The sequence below is a fragment of the Bacillus sp. CECT 9360 genome (assembly GCF_918741275.1).
In the GTDB taxonomy this organism is placed as follows: domain Bacteria; phylum Bacillota; class Bacilli; order Bacillales; family DSM-1321; genus Peribacillus.
This window is the reverse complement of the sequence record NZ_CAKKNA010000002.1, coordinates 274807-296149: the sequence shown is the minus strand read 5'-3', so window position 1 is coordinate 296149 and position 21343 is coordinate 274807. Positions and strand designations below refer to the sequence as shown.

The window sequence follows — 21343 nt, the reverse complement described above, 5'->3', positions numbered from 1 at the left end:
TATGCGTAAGCACAACTATGTCATCGGCGAATTTTCTTTATATCCCAGAAAGTAAGAAAAGCGCAAGCGCCCTGGCAAGAGTAGAAGAACGACTAAGACCGCCACCCTGTGCGTCGAGGCTGGGCGCTGTAGCTAGAAAGGAACAAAAGCCAGACCTTTTTTGTGAAGGTCTGACTCCAAAGTGATTAAGGCTTCCGTTGATAAGTCCAGAGACGATTATGATTAGCCGTTTCAGGAAAATGGTCTCCCGCATTCAATTTGATTTTCTGAGGGTTTACAACCATGCTTCCTGTCTCGCCAATCTCGACATAAAAACCATTGTTGGGAGCTTTTTGCCCCGGCCTGAACTGATGATTTTGTCCCATCGTCTTCCCCCCTTTGCGCGTGCTACCCTTATTGTTACCTCTGGGTCTGAATCTTATTTATGACATAAGATCCACTAAAATTGCCTTTTGTGCATGGAGTCGATTTCCTGCCTGATCAAAAATAATCGATTGCGGTCCATCTATAATCTCACTTGTGACTTCTTCCCCGCGATGGGCGGGAAGACAGTGCATGAACATATAGTCTTTTTTTGCATGCTTGATTAGTTCGGCATTGATTTGATAGTCCTTGAATGCCTGCAGACGGAGCTCATTCTCTAATTCCTGACCCATCGATGTCCAAACATCGGAATAAACAATGTCAGCTTCTTTTATCGCCGCTTCTGGAGAAGAATGAATTTCAATAGAACAACCGTGAAAGGCGGCTTCTTTTTGCGCTTGCTCGAAAATCCTGTAATCGGGCTCGTATTCTTTAGGGCAGCCTATCGCAAAGTCCATTCCCGTTTTGGCACATGCCATCATAAGTGAATGAGCCATATTATTCCCATCACCAAGATAAGCCATTTTCAACCCTGTCAGACGCCCCTTCACTTCCTGAATCGTTAATAAGTCAGCAAGAGCCTGACAAGGATGGGCCGTATCAGTCAGTCCGTTAATCACAGGAATAGTCGCAGCGGAAGCAAGTTCGGCTACTTTTTTATGTTCAAACGTGCGTATCATAATTCCATCCACATACTGTGACAATACTTTCGCGGTGTCCGTTACCGTTTCCCCTCTTCCTATTTGAAGGTCATTGCCGCTTAAAAACAGCGCATGTCCCCCCAATTGCAGCATTCCTACTTCAAAAGAAACACGGGTACGCGTCGACGATTTCTCAAAAATCATTCCAAGCGTTTTGCCGGTTAACGGCTGATATTCCTCACCCATCGCATGCTTTTTTTTGATGCTTTTGGCAAGTTCAATTAGCTTTATAATCTGTTCACCCGGAATATCGGCTAGTGCAAGAAAGTCCTTTTGCTGCAATATATTCCTCTTTTTTAATTGCGCCGCTCTCATACATGAGTCACTCCTTTTGAATGTCTTAACAGCCATTCTTGCAAAGAGGAAATCCCCGGCTCTTTATTTGATAACCCCTCTAAATAAGCCCTGAAGCTTTCTTCCTCTGTAAAAACAGGCAATCGGTACTTTGAAGCCATGTGCCTTACATGTTTATCATTATCACTGTCTCCATATGCAAGAACGGCTGATCCTTGTTTCGATACCAGCCATGAATCAAATTCAACGGTTACGGCCTTATAGCCCAATTGTTCCATTTCCCGCAGGATATCTTTTTCTAGAAAGACGGAATCAGCCTGATATATTTCTTTGTCATGTGATGGTTTATTCAAATGAAAAACCTTGGCAAGAGCTTCCGTTCTTTCCTCGCCTATCGCGATTCCTTCACCTGTCGATTTCATTTCCGGTCCGATTTTCGAATCCAATCCGCTTAAGGCAAACGTTGAAAATACTGGATATTTGACGACAATGTATGGAATATCTTCGCTTAATCCTGTTTTTTCGAACAAATTCGACAAAAAATATTTCCCAAGCAATATTTTTGTCGCTGCCTGAACCATCGGTAAGTCGGTAATTTTACTAATAATTGGAATGGTTCGACTGGCCCGGGGATTCACTTCAAGTACGTAAACCTCTTTATTTGTTAACACAAACTGAATGTTCATCAGGCCCTTATAATCAAGTTCTGTCACTATTGCTTTTGCATAAGCGACGATTTTCTCTTTTTCCTGAACGGATAAGCTCTGAGCGGGAAATATCGCCATACTGTCTCCGGAATGAACCCCTGCTTTTTCAATATGTTCAGCAATGATTGGAATATAAACATCCTTTCCATCTGCGATTAAATCGATCTCCGCTTCCCTGCCTGGAATATAAGAATCGATCAAAACGGGATATACATAAGCTGTGCCATTTTTAAGCCGATTCAGTAAACGATCTTTATCTGGGAAGATTTCCATTCCCTGGCCTCCGATTACGTAAGATGGTCTTAATAAAACAGGGAATCCTATCTCCTCTGCATGCTGGATCAACTCCGTTTTATTATGGGCCATCGTACCAGGTACATGCGGGATGTCCAGTTTTCTTAGCAATTGATAGAACCGGTCTCTATCCTCGAGTTGGTCAAGAATGTCGAAGGATGTCCCGAGTAAATTCACACCATTTTCTTCTAATCCCTGTGCAAGGTTTATCGCTGTCTGACCGCCGAATTGAACAATTACGTCCGTGATCCCTTCCGCCTCAATTACATTTAAGACGTATTCCAAGGTTAATGGCTCGAAGTATAATCTATCTGCCGTTGCGAAATCGGTACTGACCGTTTCAGGATTATTATTGATCATGATCGTTTCCACGTTTTCCTGCTGAAGAGCATACACACCATGGACAGAACAATAATCGAACTCAATCCCCTGGCCGATCCGAATCGGTCCGCTGCCAATCATGAGCACTTTTGGCTTTTCCGATCGCTGCTGTTCATTTTCACCAAAATAAGTGGAATAATAATAATTCGTGTGTGATTCAAATTCGGCAGCACATGTATCAACCGTTTTATAAGCAGCAAGCACACCTTTTGTTTTCCGCCAGTTACGAACTTCATGCTCCTTCAGGTTCCAAACGAATGCCAGATAGCGGTCAGATATCCCTCTTTCCTTCATGAGCCGCAATTCTTCTTCATCAAGCGAAAGCGGTTTTGAAACAGCGGCTATTTGTTCCATTTCGATAATCGATGCAAATGCATGCAAGAAAAAATAATCAATCTCGGTTGCCTGATGAATTTCTTGAACAATGACGCCTTTACGGATCATTTCAAAAATAACGAAGATTCTTTCATCCGAGCATTGGGAAAGCATCTCCCATAATTCCGGTACCGTTTTTTCTTTTAATGCGCTAAGTTGCAGGCCCACCGTTTTTAATTCAAGGGAATCGACTGCTTTTTGTATGGCACCTTCCAAATTTCTGTGGAGTGCCATCACTTCCCCGGTTGCCTTCATTTGCGTCCCCAGCTTGCGATTGGCTGTCGTGAATTTATCGAACGGCCATCTCGGGAATTTCACGGCCACATAATCAAGCGCCGGCTCAAAGCTTGCGTACGTGCTCTTAGTTACAGGATTAACAAGCTCAGATAAATAATAACCGACCGAAAGTTTTGCTGCGATTCTCGCAATTGGATACCCCGTTGCCTTGGAAGCCAGGGCAGACGAACGGCTTACCCGTGGATTGACTTCGATTAAGTAATAATTTTTACTGTTTGGGTCTAATGCAAATTGAATGTTGCAACCCCCGATTATGCCAAGCGATGAAATGATTTTTATCGAAGCCGCACGAAGCATATGGAACTCTTCATCTGTAAGCGTCTGGGAGGGCGCGACCACCACGGAGTCCCCGGTATGGATTCCTACCGGATCGATGTTTTCCATATTACAAATAGTAATGCATGTATTGTTGCCATCCCGCATTACTTCGTACTCCACTTCTTTATAACCGGCAATGCTTTTTTCAATCAAGCATTGAGTTATTGGGCTTTCCTGAAGGCCGCCGCGGACAAGCTCTTTGAAGTTTTCCATATTGTCCGTAATCCCGCCGCCTGTTCCGCCTAGTGTATATGCAGGGCGGATGATGATAGGAAACCCTATTATCTCGGCGAATTCAACCGCCTCTTCTATCGTGTGGACGATTTGGCTTTCAGGCACCGGTTCATTTATTTCAAACATCAACTGTCGGAAAAGCTCTCGGTCCTCACCTTTTTTGATCGAATCGATGGGCGTTCCCAAAAGCTTTACATGATTTGCTTCCAGAATTCCCTGCTCATGTAATTGGTAGGCAAGGTTTAAGCCAGTCTGGCCGCCCAGGGTGGCAAGCAACCCATCAGGACGTTCCTTTTCGATAATACGCGCAACTACGTCACAGGTTAACGGCTCGAAATAAACCACATCGGCATTTATCTTATCCGTCATGATCGTAGCGGGATTATTATTGACAAGAATGACCTTATAGCCCTCTTCCTTCAAAGCAAGGCAGGCCTGTGTGCCTGCATAATCAAATTCTGCGGCCTGGCCGATCACTATCGGCCCTGACCCGATGACTAGGATGGTTTGGATCGATGTGTCTTTAGGCATATGCTTGAACTCTCCCGCTATTTTCGTTTATCATCTGTAAAAATTCTTCGAAAAGTTTGCTGCTTTCAACCGGGCCCGGATTAGCCTCTGGATGATATTGCGTGGTCATAATCGGCAATGTCGAATGGAGCAATCCTTCTACCGTGCTGTCATTCACATTCCGGAAACGCACGCGCAAAGGGGTGTTTTTTAAACTTGGTTCATCCACTTCATAGCTATGATTTTGAGAGCTCATATAAACTTTCTTGGTTTGCAGATCGACGACAGGCTGATTTGCCCCTCTATGCCCATAAAGCATTTTTTTCGTATTTCCACCAAAGGCAAGTGCAGTCAGCTGATGTCCAAGACAAATGGCCATAGTCGGGTAGGCTGAAATAATCTCTTTTATATTTCCTAATAATGTCTCTAACTGCTTTGGATCTCCAGGTCCGTTGGAAAGGAGAATGCCGTCAGGTTTTAATGGCTTTATTTTTTCCAATGCTGTCTCATATGGAACGACGGTTACTTTACAATCATGCTCAAGCAGCGCTTCAAGAATTGATTTTTTGTAGCCAAAATCCATGAGAACAATATGAGTGCTGCCTTTTCCAAAACTTTGGATTTTTTGTGATGATACTTTCTGAATCACGTTCTTTGTTTCCATGACCAAGTCCGCTGGATCATAATGTTTTTCCCTCGTGATCACAGCCTCCATCGATCCTTCTACGCGGATATTTTTCACAAGCGTCCTGGTGTCGATGCCGGATAGAAGCGGGATATTCCATTTATCGAGATAATCCTTTAAAGAATATTTCGCCTGATAATGAGAATGGTTCAAGTTGCCTTCGTAGACAATCACTCCCGCGACATGCGGTTTCTTGCTCTCAAAATCGTCCTCATTGATTCCATAATTACCAATGAGCGGATAGGTAAAGACAATGATCTGATCTTTATAGGACGGATCTGTCAGAACTTCCTGATAACCGGTCATTCCAGTAAAAAAGACGACTTCCCCCTGAATCTCCCCATTCATAGGCTTTGTGATAATCTTTCCTTCAAAAGTGTTACCATTTGCTAAATGTAAATAGGTTTTCATACTTTCACCTCTCTGGATGACGAATATTTAAATAATTTTCAGTATTTTTATACATGAATTTCTATAAAAATTCAGCCCTTTATGGCTGCTTTTGTATGGATTACATTTTTGATCATATCAACGGCAATGTCGAGTTCTTTTTTGTCTGCTGTCAACGGCGGAAGCAGGCGTAATACGTTAGGACCTGCTGTGAGGGTAAGCAGTCCTTGTTCCTGAAGCCTAATCAGGATAGGTTGTGCCTCTTGTTTCAATTCAATCGCAATCATTAACCCAAGTCCGCGGATTTCCTTTACGTCTTCCGCTTGATGTAATGCATTTTTCAGTTCGACAAGCAAATGTTGTCCTTTCTCAACCGTCTCTGCCAAAAAACGGGGATCAAGAATCTCTTGAAGAACCGCTCCCGCAGCCGCCACACTGACCGGGTTGCCGCCAAAAGTCGAACCATGGCTTCCTGGTCCAAAATATTCTTCTAGCTCTTTTTTCCCAATCATTGCTCCAATCGGAAGTCCGTTGCCAAGCCCCTTCGCTAATGTCACGATATCCGGTTGAAAGTCGAAATGCTGATAGGCAAACGGTTTACCGGTTCTTCCTATCCCGGTTTGAATTTCGTCAACGATGATCAACGCGCCTGAACTCTTGCAAACATCTTTTATCATGTTTAGAAAATCAGGCTCTGCTATATGAATGCCGCCTTCACCCTGTACGATTTCGAGCATGACTGCAGCTGTGTTTTCATCGACTGCTTCGGCCAGTTGTTTGCTATCGTTATAGGTCACATACTCAAAAGCCTCAAGCATTGGACCATATCCGGTCCTTACTTTCTCCTGACCCGTAGCAGCCATCGTCGCAAATGTTCGTCCATGGAAGGATTGATGAAACGTAACGATTTTACTCTTGCCAGTCGCCTTCCTTGCCAGCTTGATCGCCGCCTCATTTGCCTCCGCCCCGCTATTACAGAAAAAGACCTGCTGTAGCCTTGAGGACTGTGCCAGAGCATCCGCCGTTTTTTCCTGCCCACTGCTTTGGAACAGATTGGAGGTATGCCAAAACTTCTCCAGTTGGTTCGTTACCGCCTGCATTACCCCTGGATGGCAATGTCCGAGATTCAAAACTCCGATTCCAGAGGTGAAATCGAGATATTTTTTTCCGTTTTTATCCGTTAACCATGAACCACTCGCAGTTTCAGGTTCGATGTTCCACTTTTGATAAGTAGGGAATAATGCGCTCACTGATATACCTCCTCCTCACAGACAATTTTTGTCCCGATAAATTGTTCATTATTGAAAAAGCATTCTTTTCCGCTCACAATCATTACTTCATTGATCCCTTTATTCAGGACGGATAACGCTGTTTTCACCTTTGGAATCATTCCGCCATGAATGCTGCCTTCATTGATTAAGCTTTGAATTTCTGATTCAGTAAGCTCCTCAAGTATTTTGCCATCCTTAAGCACACCTTTTACATCAGTCACGAACAGGCACATTTCGGCATTTAGCGCCTTAGCGACTGCCCCCGCTGCCATATCGGCGTTTACATTGAGTTTTCGTCCGGAGTCAGTGATGGAGATCGGTGTTAACACTGGTGATATCCCACGTTCCAGAAGCAGTTCCAGAAGTCCTGTATTCACATTTTTAACTTCTCCGACTGCGCCGAGTGCTGATTCATCGATGAATTCCCCTGTCAACAGCTTTGTGTCTGATCCATTTAAACCAATGGCCTTAATCCCGTTTATCTCGAGCTTATGAACGAGATTTCGGTTTGATTGACCTGACAGTACCAATTCCACGATATTCAAAACTTCATCCGTCGTTTTTCGCAGCCCGTTTTCAAACACCGGTTCAATTTCGTATTTGGTAAGCATCGCATTTATATCTGGACCCCCGCCATGGACAAAAACAAGCTGGTAACCGCGTTTCCGCAAATCTTTCACGCTTGCAAAAAATGTTGGTGATAATTCATCGATAATGCTTCCGCCGCATTTTATGACCAATATCTTCATCTATTGCCTCCTTACGTTCGGTAGCTGGCATTTATTTTGACGTAGTCATATGTCAAATCACAGCCCCAGGCTGTGCCTTTTTCGTTGCCTTCCTGCAATAACACATTGATGATAATATTCTTGTTCTCCAGGTATGCTTTAGCTTCATCTTCAGAAAAATCCACTGGCATTCCATGATCTAAAACGTTGATGTCGCCAAATGAAATATTTATCGTTTCCGGATTGAAATGAAGACCGCTTCTGCCCATTACGGCAATGATTCTTCCCCAGTTGGCGTCTGAGCCATAAACAGCCGTTTTCACCAGACTAGAGCCAATGATTAGTTTTGCCATGGCCTGAGCATCCTTCTTTGTTTTCATGCCCTGCACGTTCACTTCAATCAGCTTTGTGGCGCCTTCACCATCTTTGGCAATTTGCTTTGCGAGATCTTCAGATGTCTTCTTTAATAGTTTAAGAAAGATTTCCCATTCAGGATGAATAGATGAAAGCTTCTGGTTCCCTGCTTCGCCGTTTGCGAGAACAAGGACCATGTCATTCGTTGATGTATCGCCATCAACGGTAATTTGATTAAAGGTATCGTCCGTAACAGCGGATAAGGCTGTTTGCAGGTCTGCTGAGTCAATTGAAGCATCTGTCGTGATGAATCCAAGCATCGTTGCCATATTCGGATGAATCATTCCGGATCCCTTCGCGGCACCGCCCATCATCACCTTCTTGCCATCGATTATGGCTTCATAGGCACAGTTCTTCGTAACCGTATCAGTGGTTAATATCGCCGTTTCGAAATCGCAAGCGGCATCCGAAGCTGCCGAGGGCGCAAGCATCGATATCCCATTCTTAATTTTATCCATTTGCATATATTCTCCGATTACGCCTGTAGAGGCAACCGCCATATAATGGGCTGGCACTCCGAATTTTTTGGCGGCCTCGCTTCTCATTTCATATGCATCCTCAAGACCCTTGGTGCCTGTGCAGGCATTGGCACAAGCGCTGTTCACGATCACGCCCTGAAGTGTTTTCTCAAGCATAATACTCTCCCGGGTTACATCAAGTGGCGCCGCTTGAACGACACTTTGGGTATAAACAGCTGCACAAGCCGCGGGGCGGTCGGATAAAATAGCTCCGATATCTTTTTTGGAATAACGTAATCCTGCATGGACTCCTGCCGCTCTATAGCCTCGTGGCGATAAAATATTTCCTTGATCAATCTGTTGAACCATTTCAACAGGGTTAAGTGTTTTCATGACTAACCTCCAAGTAGTTTAAGGGTACACCGGAATATTCTTAAGTCCTGCCGTTTCTTCTACGCCAAACAATATATTGGCGTTTTGAACGGCCTGACCGGCCGCTCCTTTCATTAGATTATCGATGACGGAAACGATGGTCGCTTTATTGGTCCTTTCATCAAAGGCAACCCCGATATCACAAAAATTAGATCCATATACTTGTTTCGTGCATGGAAAGTTGCCTTGCGGCTGTATCCGGACAAATGGATGGTCTTCATAAACAGTTTTATACAAATCTACTAATTCTGCAGTGGAAGTTTGCCTTCGCAGTTTCACATACATCGTTGACATTATGCCTCTTGTCATCGGCACCAGATGCGTACTGAAGGAAATAGGCTGCGAACCTTCGAACCATTGCGTGAGCTGTTGTTCAATTTCGGGAATATGCTGGTGTTGATGGACCTTATATATTTTGAAGTTTTCATTCATTTCACTGTAGTGGGTTGCGGCATTCGGTGATTTTCCGGCACCGGATACTCCTGATTTCGCGTCGACAATTACATCAGAACCAACTGCCCATTGCTCCGTGTACAAAGGAGCGAGACCAAGTAGTGTTGCCGTTGGATAGCATCCGGGATTTGCAATAATCTGTGCCTGTCGGATCACGCCGGCATTCCACTCGGATAATCCATAAACCGCTTTTTGGATAATCTCAGGAGGTGCGGGAGAATGTTGATACCATTTTTCATATACCTCAGAATTTTTAAGCCGTAAGTCACCTGAAAGATCGATTACTTTCATTCCCAGTTCGTTAAATACCGTGGCTAGCTCAGATGATATTCCAGAGGGTGTAGCCAGAAAGACCAGTTCTGATTTTTTTCTGATTTCTTCCGGGTTAATTTTCGCGAGTGTATATTCCTTATGCATCAAATGCGGGTTTTCTTCATAAATTTGACGTCCAGGTGTAGAAGAAGTATGCAGGGAAGCAATCTCGAAATGGGGATGGTTCTCGAGCAGCCTGATCAGCTCCAGTCCTCCATAACCGGTCGCGCCTACAATAGAAACTTTCAAATAATCATCTCCAGTTCATAAAGTTCACTGTCAATCTTAATTTCTATCATTATATGACTGAATAAAAATAAAATCAATTGTATTTTTATAAATTTTTTCATTTTTAAAAAACCGGCAACAATTTGCCGGCTTTCATTTGGAAAGTATATATTTTTTTGCACACTGCTAATCGCCGTCTCCCGAGTCTAGCCAATCAGTGAGCTTCTTTAAATATCTCAACGGCCATGACAAGGAAAAAAATGACCGCGTTGAGAATTTCGTAAATACCCACTTTCATCACCGAAAGCTTTCTGCCATAAAAGGCAATGGCTCTTACAAGGCTGGGTGTGAATGCGAGCAATACGAGCCAATTACCGGTAAATGCCCAAAATAAAACCACCAAACCATGATACCCCCAAGAGATCGTTTTAAACGAAGCATTCTTTTTTTCCCTGATCATCGTTTTTACATAAAAGGTGCTGCCCAGAAAAAACAAAAACGAAACTGCGGCAACATGGAAGCCATTGTTATGCATTTCCCTCGCCCCAAAAAAATGGCTTGCTACTCCGGCCAGGCAGAAAACCGCAATGGCACTGATATCATTCGTTAATGCCCGGTCTTTATTTACAGAAGAGTAATACCCATTCAGCAGGAAAAACGGTAAAAAGATAAGAGCAAACATGAAGAGCCCCGGTTCACTGACTAATGGAGCACTAAGCAAAAGCAGGGAGATTCCAAGATAGATTGCGGTCCATTTAGCATAAAACCTTTGCTGCTTCTTCTTTCTTTTACACAACAGCAGCATCGGGTACGTAGCAAGATAAAGAAATACCCAGCCAAGAAAAAGCGGAATATGCAACCACTTAAACTGCGATGCAAACACCCCCAGCCAAAATGGAATAATCAACATGGCCCAGGCACCGTGTTGTTTCGGCAAAAATAATTTCATGGTCATCACCCATTTCACAGTTCTCACTTTTAATATACTGCAGGGTAATAAAAGTTTGTGTGAAAGAAATCACAACAATTAATCATTACTTAGAGAGCTGAGGTTGCACTTATGGAAATTTGTACATTTATCTTTGGCTCTTCACCATAACTGGTGGTTTAATATTGATTAACGTAATATCTCAGTCAATTTTGCAACAAAGTTGATTGGAGAGGAAGGTGCGAACTCCTCGAAAATGCATACGCATTTTCTCGTGCGGTGCCTATGCATGGATGATGATTCAACGTCCTGCGGGAAAAGCAGGCCAAGGGAGACCCCGGAGGCCTGCCCTTTGCCGAGGAGCTTCCGGACTGCCCGCGGAAAGCGAGCGCCTGGAGCGGAAATCAACGGATAGTCAAAGCTTAAACCACTTCTTTTGGTGATGAAGAACCTTATCTTTTCTACTTTGGGAAAAAATGCATGGGTTTTGTGATTTATATCACGTACTTAGACAAATATTTTGTTTATGTTTGTATTGGAAGAATTATAAGGAGGTAACAAACATGAATCTACCCTTTACTGAAGATATATTGGTGAAAGACGCTGTTACGGTATTTCCTAAATCAAGCGATGTGTTCAAACAACACCGGATTGATTTTTGCTGCGGCGGCAACATTTCGATCAAAGCAGCGGCAGAAGGTCGTGGCTTGGATGCTTCAGAACTGATGGAGCAACTGCGTGATAAATATGCAGGTGAAGAAGATGTAGAGCTGCAAACGCCAGAGTGGGAACAAGCCGAATCAACAGATCTAATTGAGACGATTATCGCGAAGTTCCATAATCCGACGATAGAAGAATTTAAACAATTAAGCCCTTATGTAACCAAGGTAGTTAAAGTTCATGGTGAAAGACATCCGGAACTACTTAGAATCCGGGAGCTGTTCTTCGCCTTAAAAGAAGAGATGCTTGAACATATGCAAAAGGAAGAAGATATTGTCTTCCCTCTTATCCTCGACAAGCAGGCACAGGTGGTCTCCAAGGATGTAATTAGCCGCGCGATTCTCGAGCTTGAAAATGAACATCAAAAATCCGGTGACATTTTAAAGGAACTAAGGGAACTTACCGACGACTTCACACCGCCACAGAATGCTTGCGGAACATTCAGGCTGGTATTCAATCGTCTTGAAAGCGTCGAAGATACCACCTTTAAGCATATCCACTTAGAGAACCATATCTTATTTCCAAGATATACTTCAGCTTGATAATTTAACGGTGAGGACAGAAATCATTATTGCTGTCCTTGCCGTTTTTGTTTTTGTAGCCGAAATTTTGACTTTGTCGCCGAGTTGACTAGTTTTGTAGCGAAAATTCGGCTTTTGTAGCGGAAATTTTCATTTTGTAGCCGGTTCTAGTTTTTGTACTGACATTCTAATTATCAAGTTTTGTACCGTCACCCACTTCTAAAAGGAAGGGATAATCCTCCTTCTTAACTTCGGATTGTTTCTTCCTGAGATATAGAAAAACCTCTGCGAAAAGCAGAGGTTCAACCGCCTATATAGGACATCTCGATTTTTTCCTGATCTTTATTTTTGCCTTCCGCCCTCTCGTCCGAATAGCGATCGCGACGATGATTCCAAATAGAAGCAATATGTTTGGTAAGCTCTTCGTCTGTCATATTGGTACGAAGCAGCGATTTAATATCGTGGCCGTTACCGTTGAAAAGACAAGTATAAATGTCCCCTTTAGCGGATATGCGGGCACGGGTGCAGCTACCACAGAAGGATTCGGAAACGGAAGTAATAAAGCCGACCTGTGTATCTGTCCCTTTATACCGATATCTTTTGGCCACCTCACCGTAATAATCAGGATCTGCCGGTTCCAGCTCAAATTCAGCTGCAAGCCTATCAAAGATTTCTTTCTTGGTGACCACATTATCCATCTGCCAGCCGTTCGTGCTGCCGACATCCATGAATTCGATATAGCGCAGCTGCAATCCTTCATCCTTGCAAAAACGGGCCATAGGCAGAATCTGCGACTCATTCAGCCCTTTTTTAACGACCATATTAACCTTAACCCCAAGTCCAGCATCCCTGGCAGCCCGCATTCCTTCAATCACTGGGGCGGTCCCGACTTTTCTGCCGTTAATTTCCTTGAAAAGCTCATCATCCATGCTATCAAGGCTGACGTTTACGCGATGTAATCCGGCTTCCTTTAATTCAGACGCATACCTTTTCAGGAATACTCCATTAGTCGTCAAACCGATATCTTTAATGCCATCTATCTTAGAAAGATTTTTGATCAAATGAGGAAGATTTTTTCTGAGCAGCGGTTCCCCGCCGGTTATTCTTAGCTTTTCAACACCAAGACTTGCAAATATTCTCGAGACCCGTTCAATTTCTTCATAAGATAAAAGCTCGCTGCGGGGAAGAAATTGAAAGCTTTCGTTAAAGATTTCCGCAGGCATACAATATTGACATCTTAAGTTACAGCGATCAATAACAGAAATCCGTAAATCTCTTAAGGGTCTATCCAAAGCATCTTTAACTTTGATTATGTCGATTGTGCTCACTCCCTTAGAAATTTGATATCGCAAAAAATAAATACACTGATATCATCTGATTGTATCATGGTTCGTTCACTTTTAACACCGTTTTGCCACTTTCAGATTTATACAGCAGCAATGATTGATTGTCTAATATCACTATATAAGTTTTTGATCACTTGTCATGATTTCGTCAAAAATAGTTCAAAATATCGCCTCATTATTCCATATTTCCTTCTTGCAGATTCTTTATAATAAGAGTAAGAAAATGCCTTTTCACTAAAAGTATAGTGTTTATATTTAATAACCGATCATTTTCAAAAGGTGATGATGAAAAGTGCTTGTCAAACAAACTCATTCCGTTCAAATAAAAGAACTGTTAAAGATTGCGGACAGAACCATCCATCTTGAAAGGGATGCTTTCCTATATAGAGAAGGAATGGAGGCTGCCGAATTATTTGTAGTTTTGTCAGGAAGGGTGCAAATAGGCAAGATAACGATGGAGGGACAGGAATTGTCGCTTCGCATTTGCGGAGAAAATGATATTTGCGGGGAACTTACACTCTTTACAGAGTCGGCAAAATATTTATTAAGTGCGAGAGTCCTTGAAGCTGCAGAAATTGCCGTGGTAAATAAGAATAGATTGGAACAAAGGATGTTTGAAGACCCTGCGCTTGCTCTTGAAGTCATGAAATGGATGAGCGATCATTCCCGCAGGACCCAGACAAAATTTCGTGATTTAGTCTTAAATGGGAAAAAGGGTGCGTTATACTCTACGCTTATCAGAATGACCAATAGCTTTGGGGTTGAAAAAGAAGATGGAATCTTAATTGATTTGCATTTGACTAACCAGGAGCTCGCAAACTTTTGCGCCTCTTCCAGGGAAAGCGTCAATCGGATGCTCAATTCTTTAAAACGGGAACATGTCCTCTCTATTAATAAAGGGCATATTACCATCCATGACCTTCCATACTTAAAGAATGAAATTGGCTGTGAGAACTGCCCCGCTATTTATTGCAGTATCGAATGATGGCAGCATATGCCCTTAAAGTTAAGGATTTGAGCTCATTCGTTTGAAACAACTACTTTCCGCCATGCTGAAACGTAGCTTCCCGCCGATGGTTCCCATTTTCGTTGCCGGAATTTCTGTTTTGTTGCCTGTTCCGTTTTTTGTTGCCGAAATTCAGATTTTGTTGCCACTTTCCCTGTTTTTGTTGCCAGTCCGAGGACTTCTGTTGCCGAAATTTCTGTTTTGTTGCCTGTTCCGTTTTTTGTTGCCGAAATTCAGATTTTGTTGCCACTTTCTCTGTTTTTGTTGCCAGTCCGAGGACTTCTGTTGCCGAAATTTCTGTTTTGTTGCCTGTTCCGTTTTTTGTTACCGAAATTCAGATTTTGTTGCCACTTTCCCTGTTTTTGTTGCCAGTCCGAGGACTTTTGTTGCCGGAATTTCTGTTTTGTTGCCTGTTCCGTTTTTTGTTGCCGAAATTCAGATTTTGTTGCCACTTTCCTTGATTTTGTTGCCAGTCCGCTGACTTTCGTTGCCGGAATTTCTGTTTTGTTGCCTGTTCTGATTTTTGTTGCCGAAATTCGGATTTTGTTGCCACTTTCTCTGTTTTTGTTGCCAGTCCGAGGACTTTCGTTGCCGGAATTTCTGTTTTGTTGCCTGTTCTGATTTTTGTTGCCGAAATTCAGATTTTGTTGCCACTTTCCCTGTTTTTGTTGCCAGTCCGAGGACTTCTGTTGCCGAAATTTCTGTTTTGTTGCCATGAAACGAAAACATATAAAATAAAAAGCCGGCAGAAAGAATCATATTTACCATTCTTTCTGCCGACTTTATCTGTAAATCAACAATCTTATTTAATCCCAAGGGCGATCTTTGCATACCGGGACATGCGGTCTTTTGACCATGGCGGATTCCAAACGATATCCACTTCGGTTTCTTTCACTTCCGGAATGTCCTCCAGTGCAAGCTTAACCTGGTCGACAATCGTCCCTGCGAGCGGGCAGCCCATCGCTGTCAAAGTCATTGTTATCGTCGTAACACCCTCATCATCCATCTCTGCATCATATACTAAACCGAGGTTCACGATATCAATCCCAAGCTCAGGGTCAATTACCTGCTCAAGAGCACCAAAAATATTATCCTTAAGATCCTGATCCATATTTCAACACTCCTTTTTCATGTATCCTTATTACATCATAACAGAATTCCATTAGCTAATTAAGCGTTTTGCACGACTGGGCTTAAATGCTTTTCAAACCATTCAGCCGTTTGTAAAACCCCTGCTCTGCTTACTTTATGGTCCGCTTTCTTATCTAAAATAAACGATAGCTTATCCTTAGATTGTTCATATGCCGGACGTAATAATTCATATAATTCATAGGCATTTTGGTAAGGAACCACACCGTCCTTTGCGCCATGCCAGAACAACAACGGGCGTCCTGCTACTTTTTCCTTCTGAAGGCTGAGATCGTATTTCGCCAGCAGATCGAGTGTCTTCTGAATTTCTTCATCAGACATCTCTATTTTCATCCCTTGCTTTCTAAGTGTATCCATTTGCAATTTCGCATACGAGACGTAAGCGGGATTTCCCATCAAGCTAACCCCTGTATGGACCCAATCATAAGCGGCCAGTGCACCGAGCGTGACAATTCCGCCCATGGACGTGCCGGCAAGCCCTACTTTCTCGGGATCGATTAGATTCCGTTCTGATAAGTTTTCCTTTATCACCGGTAGATCCTGGATCGTCGAAATCACGATATTCCAAAAATGACCCATCAATTTTTTTTCATCGAAACTGGAGGCTCTGTCCCCGTGATATAAGGCATCCGGAAGGACGACGCGAAAACCTTTTTCAGCCATTAAATACGCATAATGCAGATTGTGCTCCTTTGCACTTGTGAAGCCATGATTAAAAATAACTAAAGGAAGTTTTTCCTTCCAGCTTTCCTGTTTTGCCATATGCAGGACTGGGATATCTTGAATGCGCTCATTCTCAATAATAACCAATGCGGGTACCCTCCAGATAGTTTACTTACTTTAATAAATTACTTATAGTTGTAACTATACCTCGAAAGCTGAAAGAATGAAAAAGATTTAACTTTCCTTAAAATCAAGGTAATATTAAATGCATATAATAAAACATTATGCTCATGCATTAATAAACAATGAAATTGAAGGTGACGACTATGACAGAGAAACATTTAATTTGTCTCGATCTTGACGGAACATTATTAACTGATGAAAAAGAGATTTCACCGCGCTCCAAAGCCATTTTAACAAAATTAAAAAACGATGGTCATGAGGTGATGATTGCCACCGGGCGTCCTTATCGTTCCAGTGAAATATATTATCATGAGCTTGAGTTGAAGACACCGATTGTTAATTTTAACGGCGCGTTTGTGCATCACCCGTTGAATAACAGCTGGGGAACGTTCCATACCCCATTGGACATATCCGTAGCCAAAGAAATCGTCGAAGCGTGTGATCAATTTCAATACCATAATATTATTGCCGAGGTTCGGGATGATATTTACTTCCACTACCATGATGAAAAGCTTATTGATATTTTTAAAATGGGAAATCCGAGGGTAACAACGGGTGATTTGAGAAATTTCCTTGAGGATTCTCCTACAAGTATGCTGATACATACTGAAGAGCAGCAAGTGGCGCAGATTCGCAAGCATTTATCAGATGTTCACGCGGAATTAATCGATCATCGCCGCTGGGCTGACCCTTTTCATGTCATCGAAATCATCAGCGCAGGACTTAACAAGGCTGTCGGCATTCAGAAGGTTGCAAAATCCTTCAATATCCCCAAGGAAAGAATCATTGCCTTTGGCGATGAAGATAATGATCTCGAAATGCTTGACTACGCGGGGACCGGAGTGGCCATGGGGAATGCGATTTCCCAATTGAAGAGTGTCGCCAATACAACTACATTAACCAATCAGGAAGACGGCATCGCTGTATTTCTTGAAGAAAAATTCAATATTAAAATCGCTTAAATCAACAGCTTTACAATTCCCATTTTTTAAAGCTTTTAAATCTTTATGCTTAAAACCACAATATATAGTGACACCTATCTTCAGTGTCAAATTGCTTATATGCGCGGAGGCGATAATAATGGGAAAAAGCAATAAGTCGAAACGTTTTGTACAGCAAGGCTCAAATACTGTATCAAAGCATGCCGAAAAAATCCCTTATCACACAACGTACGCAGAAGCGGAAGCTCAAAAGCTTCAATCCATGTCTGAAGCAAGCTATGGTGGCTTCTGATGGGCAATCCTCTATTTCAACAAGCTAGAAAATTTGTCGGACAATTTTTGAATGGCGGCAATTCCTCCGAACAGCCGGAAAAGCTGGAAGTTGCCAAAAATGCGATCTCTTCAGCTTTTGCCAATTCAACTCCTGCTGAGCAGGCTCAGTTAAGTGAACTGCAGCATCAGCTTGAGGACGAAGATTTTGCAACGAAAAAATGAAGAATGGGGGCCGACGTAACTTTCGTCGGCTCTTTTATTTATCTGTGCAAAGTGGTGTCGATTATTGTCGAGAAATCGATATATGAAAAAAGTTGATAATAAATGTCTGGAAGTTGATAATAAAGTCTAAAATTTGAAAATAAGTCTGCGAAACTCGATAATAAATCCAAAAACTTGCCGAAAAAATGAGGATGAGTCCAATGGTTACAATTGTATACTTTGGACTCATCCTGTCTGTCCAATTAATCGTTATAACTACCGATTTCCTCATAAGAATTCACGGTCAAGCGGATTCGCCGCCTTTTCTGCCAATTTCTTGATAGAATTCTTTGCCATGCTTATCAGAAGTAGCTTCGCCGCCCTTCTGCCCGATTTCCTGATAGAATTCTGTGTCATGATTTTCGGAAGTGGCTTCGCCGCCCTTTTGGCCGATCTCCTGGTAGAAGTCCCTGTCATGATTTGTAGAGGTAGTTTTTCCGCCTTTTTGGCCAATTTCCTGATAAAAATCTTTATCATGATTTCTCGAAGTAGCTTCGCCGCCCATACGTCCCGCTTCTTCTCTGCTCATTTTACCGTTATTGTTAGCCATTTTAAAATCACTCCTCTTAAAGATTTTCTGTACTTGCATACATTGGTGAATTAGCCTTTTTTAGGGATAATTAAACGGTAAAACCCCAATTACCATAAAATGCTTCTTAATCCTTACGGAATGAACCGAAAATGGCTGCGGTTTCCGTAATATTTGTAAATGCCTGTGGATCAACCTCCCGGATGGTTCTCTCTAAATCATACAGCTCATACCTGGTGATAACGATCATCATAATGTCCCGGTTTTCATTGGAGAAGCCACCCTTTGCAGGCAGCATCGTTATCCCCCGCACTAATTTGCCATGAATTGCTTTTTTCAGTTCTTCGCTTTTCTTGGTTATGATCATGGCCGTCAATTTTTCATGTCTAGTGTGAATCGCATCAATTACCCGGGTTGAGGCATATAGAGTCACAAGCGTGTAAAGTGCCTTTTCCCATCCATAGAGACTACCTGCTGTAACAATGATGATGGCGTTCAACATGAAAAAATATGTACCGACCGGCCTGTCTTTCATTCGTGAAAGCAGCATGGCGATAATATCCATCCCGCCTGTTGAAGCTCCGTACTTGAGCGTTATTCCCACGCCCACCGCAGCAATGACCCCGCCAAAGACAGCGTTCAGCAAAATGTCCGGCGAAACATGTTTGATCGGGATGATTTCCAGAAAGAGTGACATAAGGACAACGCTTAAAAAGCTGTATATCGTAAATGATTTCCCGACTCTTTTCCAGGCGATGATCGTGACTGGAATGTTCAATAATAACAATAAAATTCCGGTAGATAAGTTGAATGGTGCAAAAGATCCGATTAATCGGGAGAGCAATTGGGCTGCTCCTGTAAATCCACTTGCGTAAACATCCGCGGGAATTAAAAATAGATTCATCGCAATAGCATTCAAAAATGCGCCGATAATGACGATAATTACTTTTTTTACCTCTGTGAAATTCATCGTTGTTCCTCCTATCTTCAACATACATAGTATCCTGATACCCTCAAGCGATTATTCTATACATGAATGGATTGTTTTTTTTCAGCGAAATGCTACACTAATATACAAAGAAATAAGTAGAAAAATCTTAAAAAGGAAAGCTGGTGTTTAATATGACTATACAGATAATTTCAGACAGCGCGTGTGACCTCCCGTTGTCATTCTATAAAGATAATAATGTTAATTTAGCTCCTTTACAGGTTCTCATAGACGACAAGACCTACGAGGATTTGAAAACGATTCAGCCAAAAGAAATATACGATGCAATGAGGGAAGGAAAAGCTCCGAAAACGTCCCAGGTATCACCGGAAAATTTCCTGAAGATATTTACAGAGATTGCCCAGCAGAAGAAACAGGGAATTTATGTTGCTATCTCCTCTGAATTATCAGGTACATATCAAACAGCTGTTATGGTTTTAAACCAGGTAAAAGAGGATTACCCGGAACTAGACATCGAAGTGATCGATTCCAAATGCGCCTCTGTAGGCTATGGTCTTGTTGTATATAAAGCGGCCCAAATGGCTAATGCAGGTGCCTCAAAGGAAGAAATTCTTAAGGATATCTCCTTCCGTGCCAAGCACATGGAACACCTTTTTACTGTCGATGATCTTGAGTATCTTGCAAGAGGCGGACGAGTTTCAAAAGCATCAGCCTTTGTCGGTGGCTTGTTAAACATTAAACCGCTTCTTCATGTTGAGGAAGGTAAATTGATTCCCATCGAGAAAATTCGCGGCAAAAAGAAATTGCTAAAGCGTGTGATAGAGCTAATGCATGAACGCGGTGTTGAAATAAACACTCAAACTGTAGGGATCAGCCATGGGGATGATGAGGTAACGGCCCTTGAATGGAAACAAGCAATCCAGGATGAATTCGGGACAAGCAATTTTCTCATCAATACGATTGGTTCTGCGATTGGCTCGCATGTCGGCCCTGGAACGATGGCTGTATATTTTCTAAACGAACTGCCGCCACAGGAATGAAGGATACATACTCCCTTTTCTTTTAACGAACACTAAATAGACAATTGATGAAGGGAGTAATAACCATGTCCAGAACAACAGATGACGATAAAAGGCCTAAAGATAATCAGGCACTCAATGAACGGAGAAACGAACTTCGTGAAAAAAACAGGCAGGCAGGCAAACACTCTTATTCCAAAAAAACTGATCATAAATAAAACAGCAGGGGTCCCTCTCTCTTAAAGGGCCCCTGCTGTTTTCTGATTTTAAAATGCTTCAGTTGTCATCCCTACAGTGATTATCTATAATAAAGAAAGAAAATAATCCCAGCTGGAGGTAGAGTATGGCAAAGGAAAGTTCATTTGATATCGTCTCGAAGGTTGATTTTTCAGAGGTAACCAATGCCGTGACCATGGCATTGAAGGAGATCAAAACCCGCTATGATTTTAAAGGCAGCAAAAGTGATATTACTCTTGATAAAGAAGAACTGGTTTTAGTTTCTGATGATGAATATAAGCTGGACCAGTTGAAGGATGTTCTAATCAGCAAGCTTGTGAAGCGGGATGTTCCGATTAGAAACCTTGATTACGGCAAAATTGAAGGAGCATCGGGCGGAACCGTCCGCCAGCGGGCAAAGCTCGTCCAGGGAATCGATAAAGAGCAGGCCAAGAAAATCAACACGATCATTAAAAACAGCGGCTTAAAGGTGAAAAGCCAGATTCAAGATGATCAAATTCGCGTAACAGGAAAAAGCAGGGATGAGCTTCAGGGCATCATGGCCGCTATCCGTGAAGCCGATTTATCCATTGATGTACAATTTTTAAACTATCGTTAGTTTGGAAACAGCTGTATGGCGATTCGCCGCAGCTGTTTTTTTTTTGGCTCTGTTAAATTCCATTGTTGATTTTCAAATGGTCATGGAATCTACTCGCTTTCCGCGGACGAACTGGCAAGCCTCCTCACTCGTACCTCGCTGCGGGGTCTTGCCAGCCCGTTTTTCCGCAGGAGTC

Annotated in this window: 23 protein-coding genes and 1 pseudogene; 8 read left to right on the top strand and 16 right to left on the bottom strand. The window is 42.5% G+C overall.

Annotated features, from left to right (window positions below):
• Positions 1 to 185 precede the first annotated feature (185 nt).
• From LQ216_RS03415 to LQ216_RS03375, 9 genes are all read right to left on the bottom strand, one after another.
• Positions 186 to 365, bottom strand: a complete 180-nt coding sequence (locus LQ216_RS03415; RefSeq protein ID WP_117308758.1) for a YjzC family protein — start codon at positions 363 to 365, stop codon at positions 186 to 188.
• Between the two features lie 57 nt (positions 366 to 422).
• The gene (argF, locus tag LQ216_RS03410) at positions 423 to 1379 is read right to left on the bottom strand and encodes an ornithine carbamoyltransferase (protein ID WP_230126706.1); all 957 of its coding nucleotides are present in this window, start codon (positions 1377 to 1379) and stop codon (positions 423 to 425) included.
• Positions 1376 to 4495: a carbamoyl phosphate synthase large subunit gene (locus LQ216_RS03405; protein ID WP_230126705.1), complete on the bottom strand. Its 3120-nt coding sequence runs from the start codon at positions 4493 to 4495 to the stop codon at positions 1376 to 1378. Before LQ216_RS03405 ends, argF begins: the two co-directional genes overlap by 4 nt.
• A complete protein-coding gene (locus tag LQ216_RS03400) occupies positions 4488 to 5570 on the bottom strand; it encodes a carbamoyl phosphate synthase small subunit (protein ID WP_230126704.1) in 1083 nt (360 codons plus the stop codon). Before LQ216_RS03400 ends, LQ216_RS03405 begins: the two co-directional genes overlap by 8 nt.
• A 71-nt stretch (positions 5571 to 5641) precedes the next feature.
• A complete protein-coding gene (locus LQ216_RS03395) occupies positions 5642 to 6799 on the bottom strand; it encodes an acetylornithine transaminase (protein ID WP_230126703.1) in 1158 nt (385 codons plus the stop codon).
• Entirely contained in the window at positions 6796 to 7569 is a 774-nt protein-coding gene (gene argB, locus LQ216_RS03390) for an acetylglutamate kinase (RefSeq protein WP_230126702.1), read from the bottom strand. Before argB ends, LQ216_RS03395 begins: the two co-directional genes overlap by 4 nt.
• Positions 7570 to 7580: 11 nt before the next feature.
• On the bottom strand, positions 7581 to 8813 hold the full coding sequence (gene argJ / locus LQ216_RS03385; RefSeq protein ID WP_230126701.1) for a bifunctional ornithine acetyltransferase/N-acetylglutamate synthase: 1233 nt from the start codon (positions 8811 to 8813) through the stop codon (positions 7581 to 7583).
• Between the two features lie 18 nt (positions 8814 to 8831).
• A complete protein-coding gene (gene argC, locus LQ216_RS03380) occupies positions 8832 to 9866 on the bottom strand; it encodes an N-acetyl-gamma-glutamyl-phosphate reductase (protein WP_230126700.1) in 1035 nt (344 codons plus the stop codon).
• A 193-nt stretch (positions 9867 to 10059) separates the two neighbouring features.
• Entirely contained in the window at positions 10060 to 10794 is a 735-nt protein-coding gene (locus LQ216_RS03375) for a YwiC-like family protein (RefSeq protein WP_230126699.1), read from the bottom strand.
• A 542-nt stretch (positions 10795 to 11336) separates the two neighbouring features.
• Here LQ216_RS03375 and ric point away from each other — a divergent pair.
• Positions 11337 to 12035, top strand: a complete 699-nt coding sequence (ric, locus tag LQ216_RS03370; RefSeq protein WP_230126698.1) for an iron-sulfur cluster repair di-iron protein — start codon at positions 11337 to 11339, stop codon at positions 12033 to 12035.
• Positions 12036 to 12316: 281 nt separating this feature from the next.
• Here ric and moaA read toward each other — a convergent pair whose 3' ends face one another.
• On the bottom strand, positions 12317 to 13333 hold the full coding sequence (moaA, locus tag LQ216_RS03365) for a GTP 3',8-cyclase MoaA (protein ID WP_290369219.1): 1017 nt from the start codon (positions 13331 to 13333) through the stop codon (positions 12317 to 12319).
• A gap of 319 nt (positions 13334 to 13652) precedes the next feature.
• On the opposite strand from moaA, the gene LQ216_RS03360 reads away from it, so the two are divergent.
• On the top strand, positions 13653 to 14345 hold the full coding sequence (locus LQ216_RS03360; RefSeq protein ID WP_230126697.1) for a Crp/Fnr family transcriptional regulator: 693 nt from the start codon (positions 13653 to 13655) through the stop codon (positions 14343 to 14345).
• A 52-nt stretch (positions 14346 to 14397) separates the two neighbouring features.
• On the opposite strand, the gene LQ216_RS03355 is transcribed toward LQ216_RS03360, so the two are convergent.
• From LQ216_RS03355 to yjfP, 4 genes are all read right to left on the bottom strand, one after another.
• Positions 14398 to 14616: a hypothetical protein gene (locus tag LQ216_RS03355; RefSeq protein WP_230126696.1), complete on the bottom strand. Its 219-nt coding sequence runs from the start codon at positions 14614 to 14616 to the stop codon at positions 14398 to 14400.
• Positions 14600 to 15082, bottom strand: coding sequence for a hypothetical protein (locus tag LQ216_RS03350; RefSeq protein ID WP_230126695.1), 483 nt, complete (start codon positions 15080 to 15082; stop codon positions 14600 to 14602). The genes LQ216_RS03355 and LQ216_RS03350 overlap by 17 nt, the downstream gene beginning before the upstream one ends.
• Positions 15083 to 15168: 86 nt before the next feature.
• A complete protein-coding gene (locus LQ216_RS03345; protein WP_230126694.1) occupies positions 15169 to 15477 on the bottom strand; it encodes a metal-sulfur cluster assembly factor in 309 nt (102 codons plus the stop codon).
• Between the two features lie 59 nt (positions 15478 to 15536).
• Positions 15537 to 16325: an esterase gene (yjfP, locus tag LQ216_RS03340; RefSeq protein ID WP_230126693.1), complete on the bottom strand. Its 789-nt coding sequence runs from the start codon at positions 16323 to 16325 to the stop codon at positions 15537 to 15539.
• Between the two features lie 179 nt (positions 16326 to 16504).
• On the opposite strand from yjfP, the gene LQ216_RS03335 reads away from it, so the two are divergent.
• From LQ216_RS03335 to LQ216_RS03325, 3 genes are all read left to right on the top strand, one after another.
• On the top strand, positions 16505 to 17323 hold the full coding sequence (locus LQ216_RS03335; protein WP_230126692.1) for a Cof-type HAD-IIB family hydrolase: 819 nt from the start codon (positions 16505 to 16507) through the stop codon (positions 17321 to 17323).
• A gap of 118 nt (positions 17324 to 17441) precedes the next feature.
• Positions 17442 to 17594, top strand: coding sequence for a hypothetical protein (locus LQ216_RS03330; RefSeq protein WP_230126691.1), 153 nt, complete (start codon positions 17442 to 17444; stop codon positions 17592 to 17594).
• The gene (locus LQ216_RS03325; RefSeq protein WP_230126690.1) at positions 17594 to 17797 is read left to right on the top strand and encodes a DUF3813 domain-containing protein; all 204 of its coding nucleotides are present in this window, start codon (positions 17594 to 17596) and stop codon (positions 17795 to 17797) included. The genes LQ216_RS03330 and LQ216_RS03325 overlap by 1 nt, the downstream gene beginning before the upstream one ends.
• 289 nt (positions 17798 to 18086) lie before the next feature.
• Here the strand turns inward: LQ216_RS03325 and LQ216_RS03320 are convergent.
• A pseudogene (locus tag LQ216_RS03320) lies at positions 18087 to 18386 on the bottom strand (general stress protein); the annotation flags it as partial.
• Positions 18387 to 18492: 106 nt separating this feature from the next.
• The gene (locus tag LQ216_RS03315; RefSeq protein WP_230126689.1) at positions 18493 to 19335 is read right to left on the bottom strand and encodes a YitT family protein; all 843 of its coding nucleotides are present in this window, start codon (positions 19333 to 19335) and stop codon (positions 18493 to 18495) included.
• A gap of 152 nt (positions 19336 to 19487) precedes the next feature.
• On the opposite strand from LQ216_RS03315, the gene LQ216_RS03310 reads away from it, so the two are divergent.
• From LQ216_RS03310 to LQ216_RS03300, 3 genes are all read left to right on the top strand, one after another.
• Entirely contained in the window at positions 19488 to 20354 is an 867-nt protein-coding gene (locus LQ216_RS03310; protein ID WP_230126688.1) for a DegV family protein, read from the top strand.
• A gap of 65 nt (positions 20355 to 20419) precedes the next feature.
• The gene (locus LQ216_RS03305) at positions 20420 to 20551 is read left to right on the top strand and encodes a DUF3941 domain-containing protein (protein WP_230126687.1); all 132 of its coding nucleotides are present in this window, start codon (positions 20420 to 20422) and stop codon (positions 20549 to 20551) included.
• Positions 20552 to 20676: 125 nt separating this feature from the next.
• Positions 20677 to 21168 (top strand): YajQ family cyclic di-GMP-binding protein, encoded by a 492-nt coding sequence (locus LQ216_RS03300; RefSeq protein WP_230126686.1) that lies wholly within the window; start codon positions 20677 to 20679, stop codon positions 21166 to 21168.
• Positions 21169 to 21343 lie beyond the last annotated feature (175 nt).

Bases quoted from the DNA above. Each gene is read 5' to 3' on its own strand.
- LQ216_RS03415 (WP_117308758.1), bottom strand. From the start codon at position 365: ATGGGACAAAATCATCAGTTCAGGCCGGGGCAAAAAGCTCCCAACAAT.
- argF (WP_230126706.1), bottom strand. From the start codon at position 1,379: ATGAGAGCGGCGCAATTAAAAAAGAGGAATATATTGCAGCAAAAGGAC.
- LQ216_RS03405 (WP_230126705.1), bottom strand. From the start codon at position 4,495: ATGCCTAAAGACACATCGATCCAAACCATCCTAGTCATCGGGTCAGGG.
- LQ216_RS03400 (WP_230126704.1), bottom strand. From the start codon at position 5,570: ATGAAAACCTATTTACATTTAGCAAATGGTAACACTTTTGAAGGAAAG.
- argB (WP_230126702.1), bottom strand. From the start codon at position 7,569: ATGAAGATATTGGTCATAAAATGCGGCGGAAGCATTATCGATGAATTA.
- argJ (WP_230126701.1), bottom strand. From the start codon at position 8,813: ATGAAAACACTTAACCCTGTTGAAATGGTTCAACAGATTGATCAAGGA.
- LQ216_RS03375 (WP_230126699.1), bottom strand. From the start codon at position 10,794: ATGAAATTATTTTTGCCGAAACAACACGGTGCCTGGGCCATGTTGATT.
- ric (WP_230126698.1), top strand. From the start codon at position 11,337: ATGAATCTACCCTTTACTGAAGATATATTGGTGAAAGACGCTGTTACG.
- LQ216_RS03350 (WP_230126695.1), bottom strand. From the start codon at position 15,082: ATGGCAACAAAACAGAAATTTCGGCAACAGAAGTCCTCGGACTGGCAA.
- LQ216_RS03345 (WP_230126694.1), bottom strand. From the start codon at position 15,477: ATGGATCAGGATCTTAAGGATAATATTTTTGGTGCTCTTGAGCAGGTA.
- LQ216_RS03335 (WP_230126692.1), top strand. From the start codon at position 16,505: ATGACAGAGAAACATTTAATTTGTCTCGATCTTGACGGAACATTATTA.
- LQ216_RS03330 (WP_230126691.1), top strand. From the start codon at position 17,442: ATGGGAAAAAGCAATAAGTCGAAACGTTTTGTACAGCAAGGCTCAAAT.
- LQ216_RS03325 (WP_230126690.1), top strand. From the start codon at position 17,594: ATGGGCAATCCTCTATTTCAACAAGCTAGAAAATTTGTCGGACAATTT.
- LQ216_RS03315 (WP_230126689.1), bottom strand. From the start codon at position 19,335: ATGAATTTCACAGAGGTAAAAAAAGTAATTATCGTCATTATCGGCGCA.
- LQ216_RS03310 (WP_230126688.1), top strand. From the start codon at position 19,488: ATGACTATACAGATAATTTCAGACAGCGCGTGTGACCTCCCGTTGTCA.
- LQ216_RS03305 (WP_230126687.1), top strand. From the start codon at position 20,420: ATGTCCAGAACAACAGATGACGATAAAAGGCCTAAAGATAATCAGGCA.
- LQ216_RS03300 (WP_230126686.1), top strand. From the start codon at position 20,677: ATGGCAAAGGAAAGTTCATTTGATATCGTCTCGAAGGTTGATTTTTCA.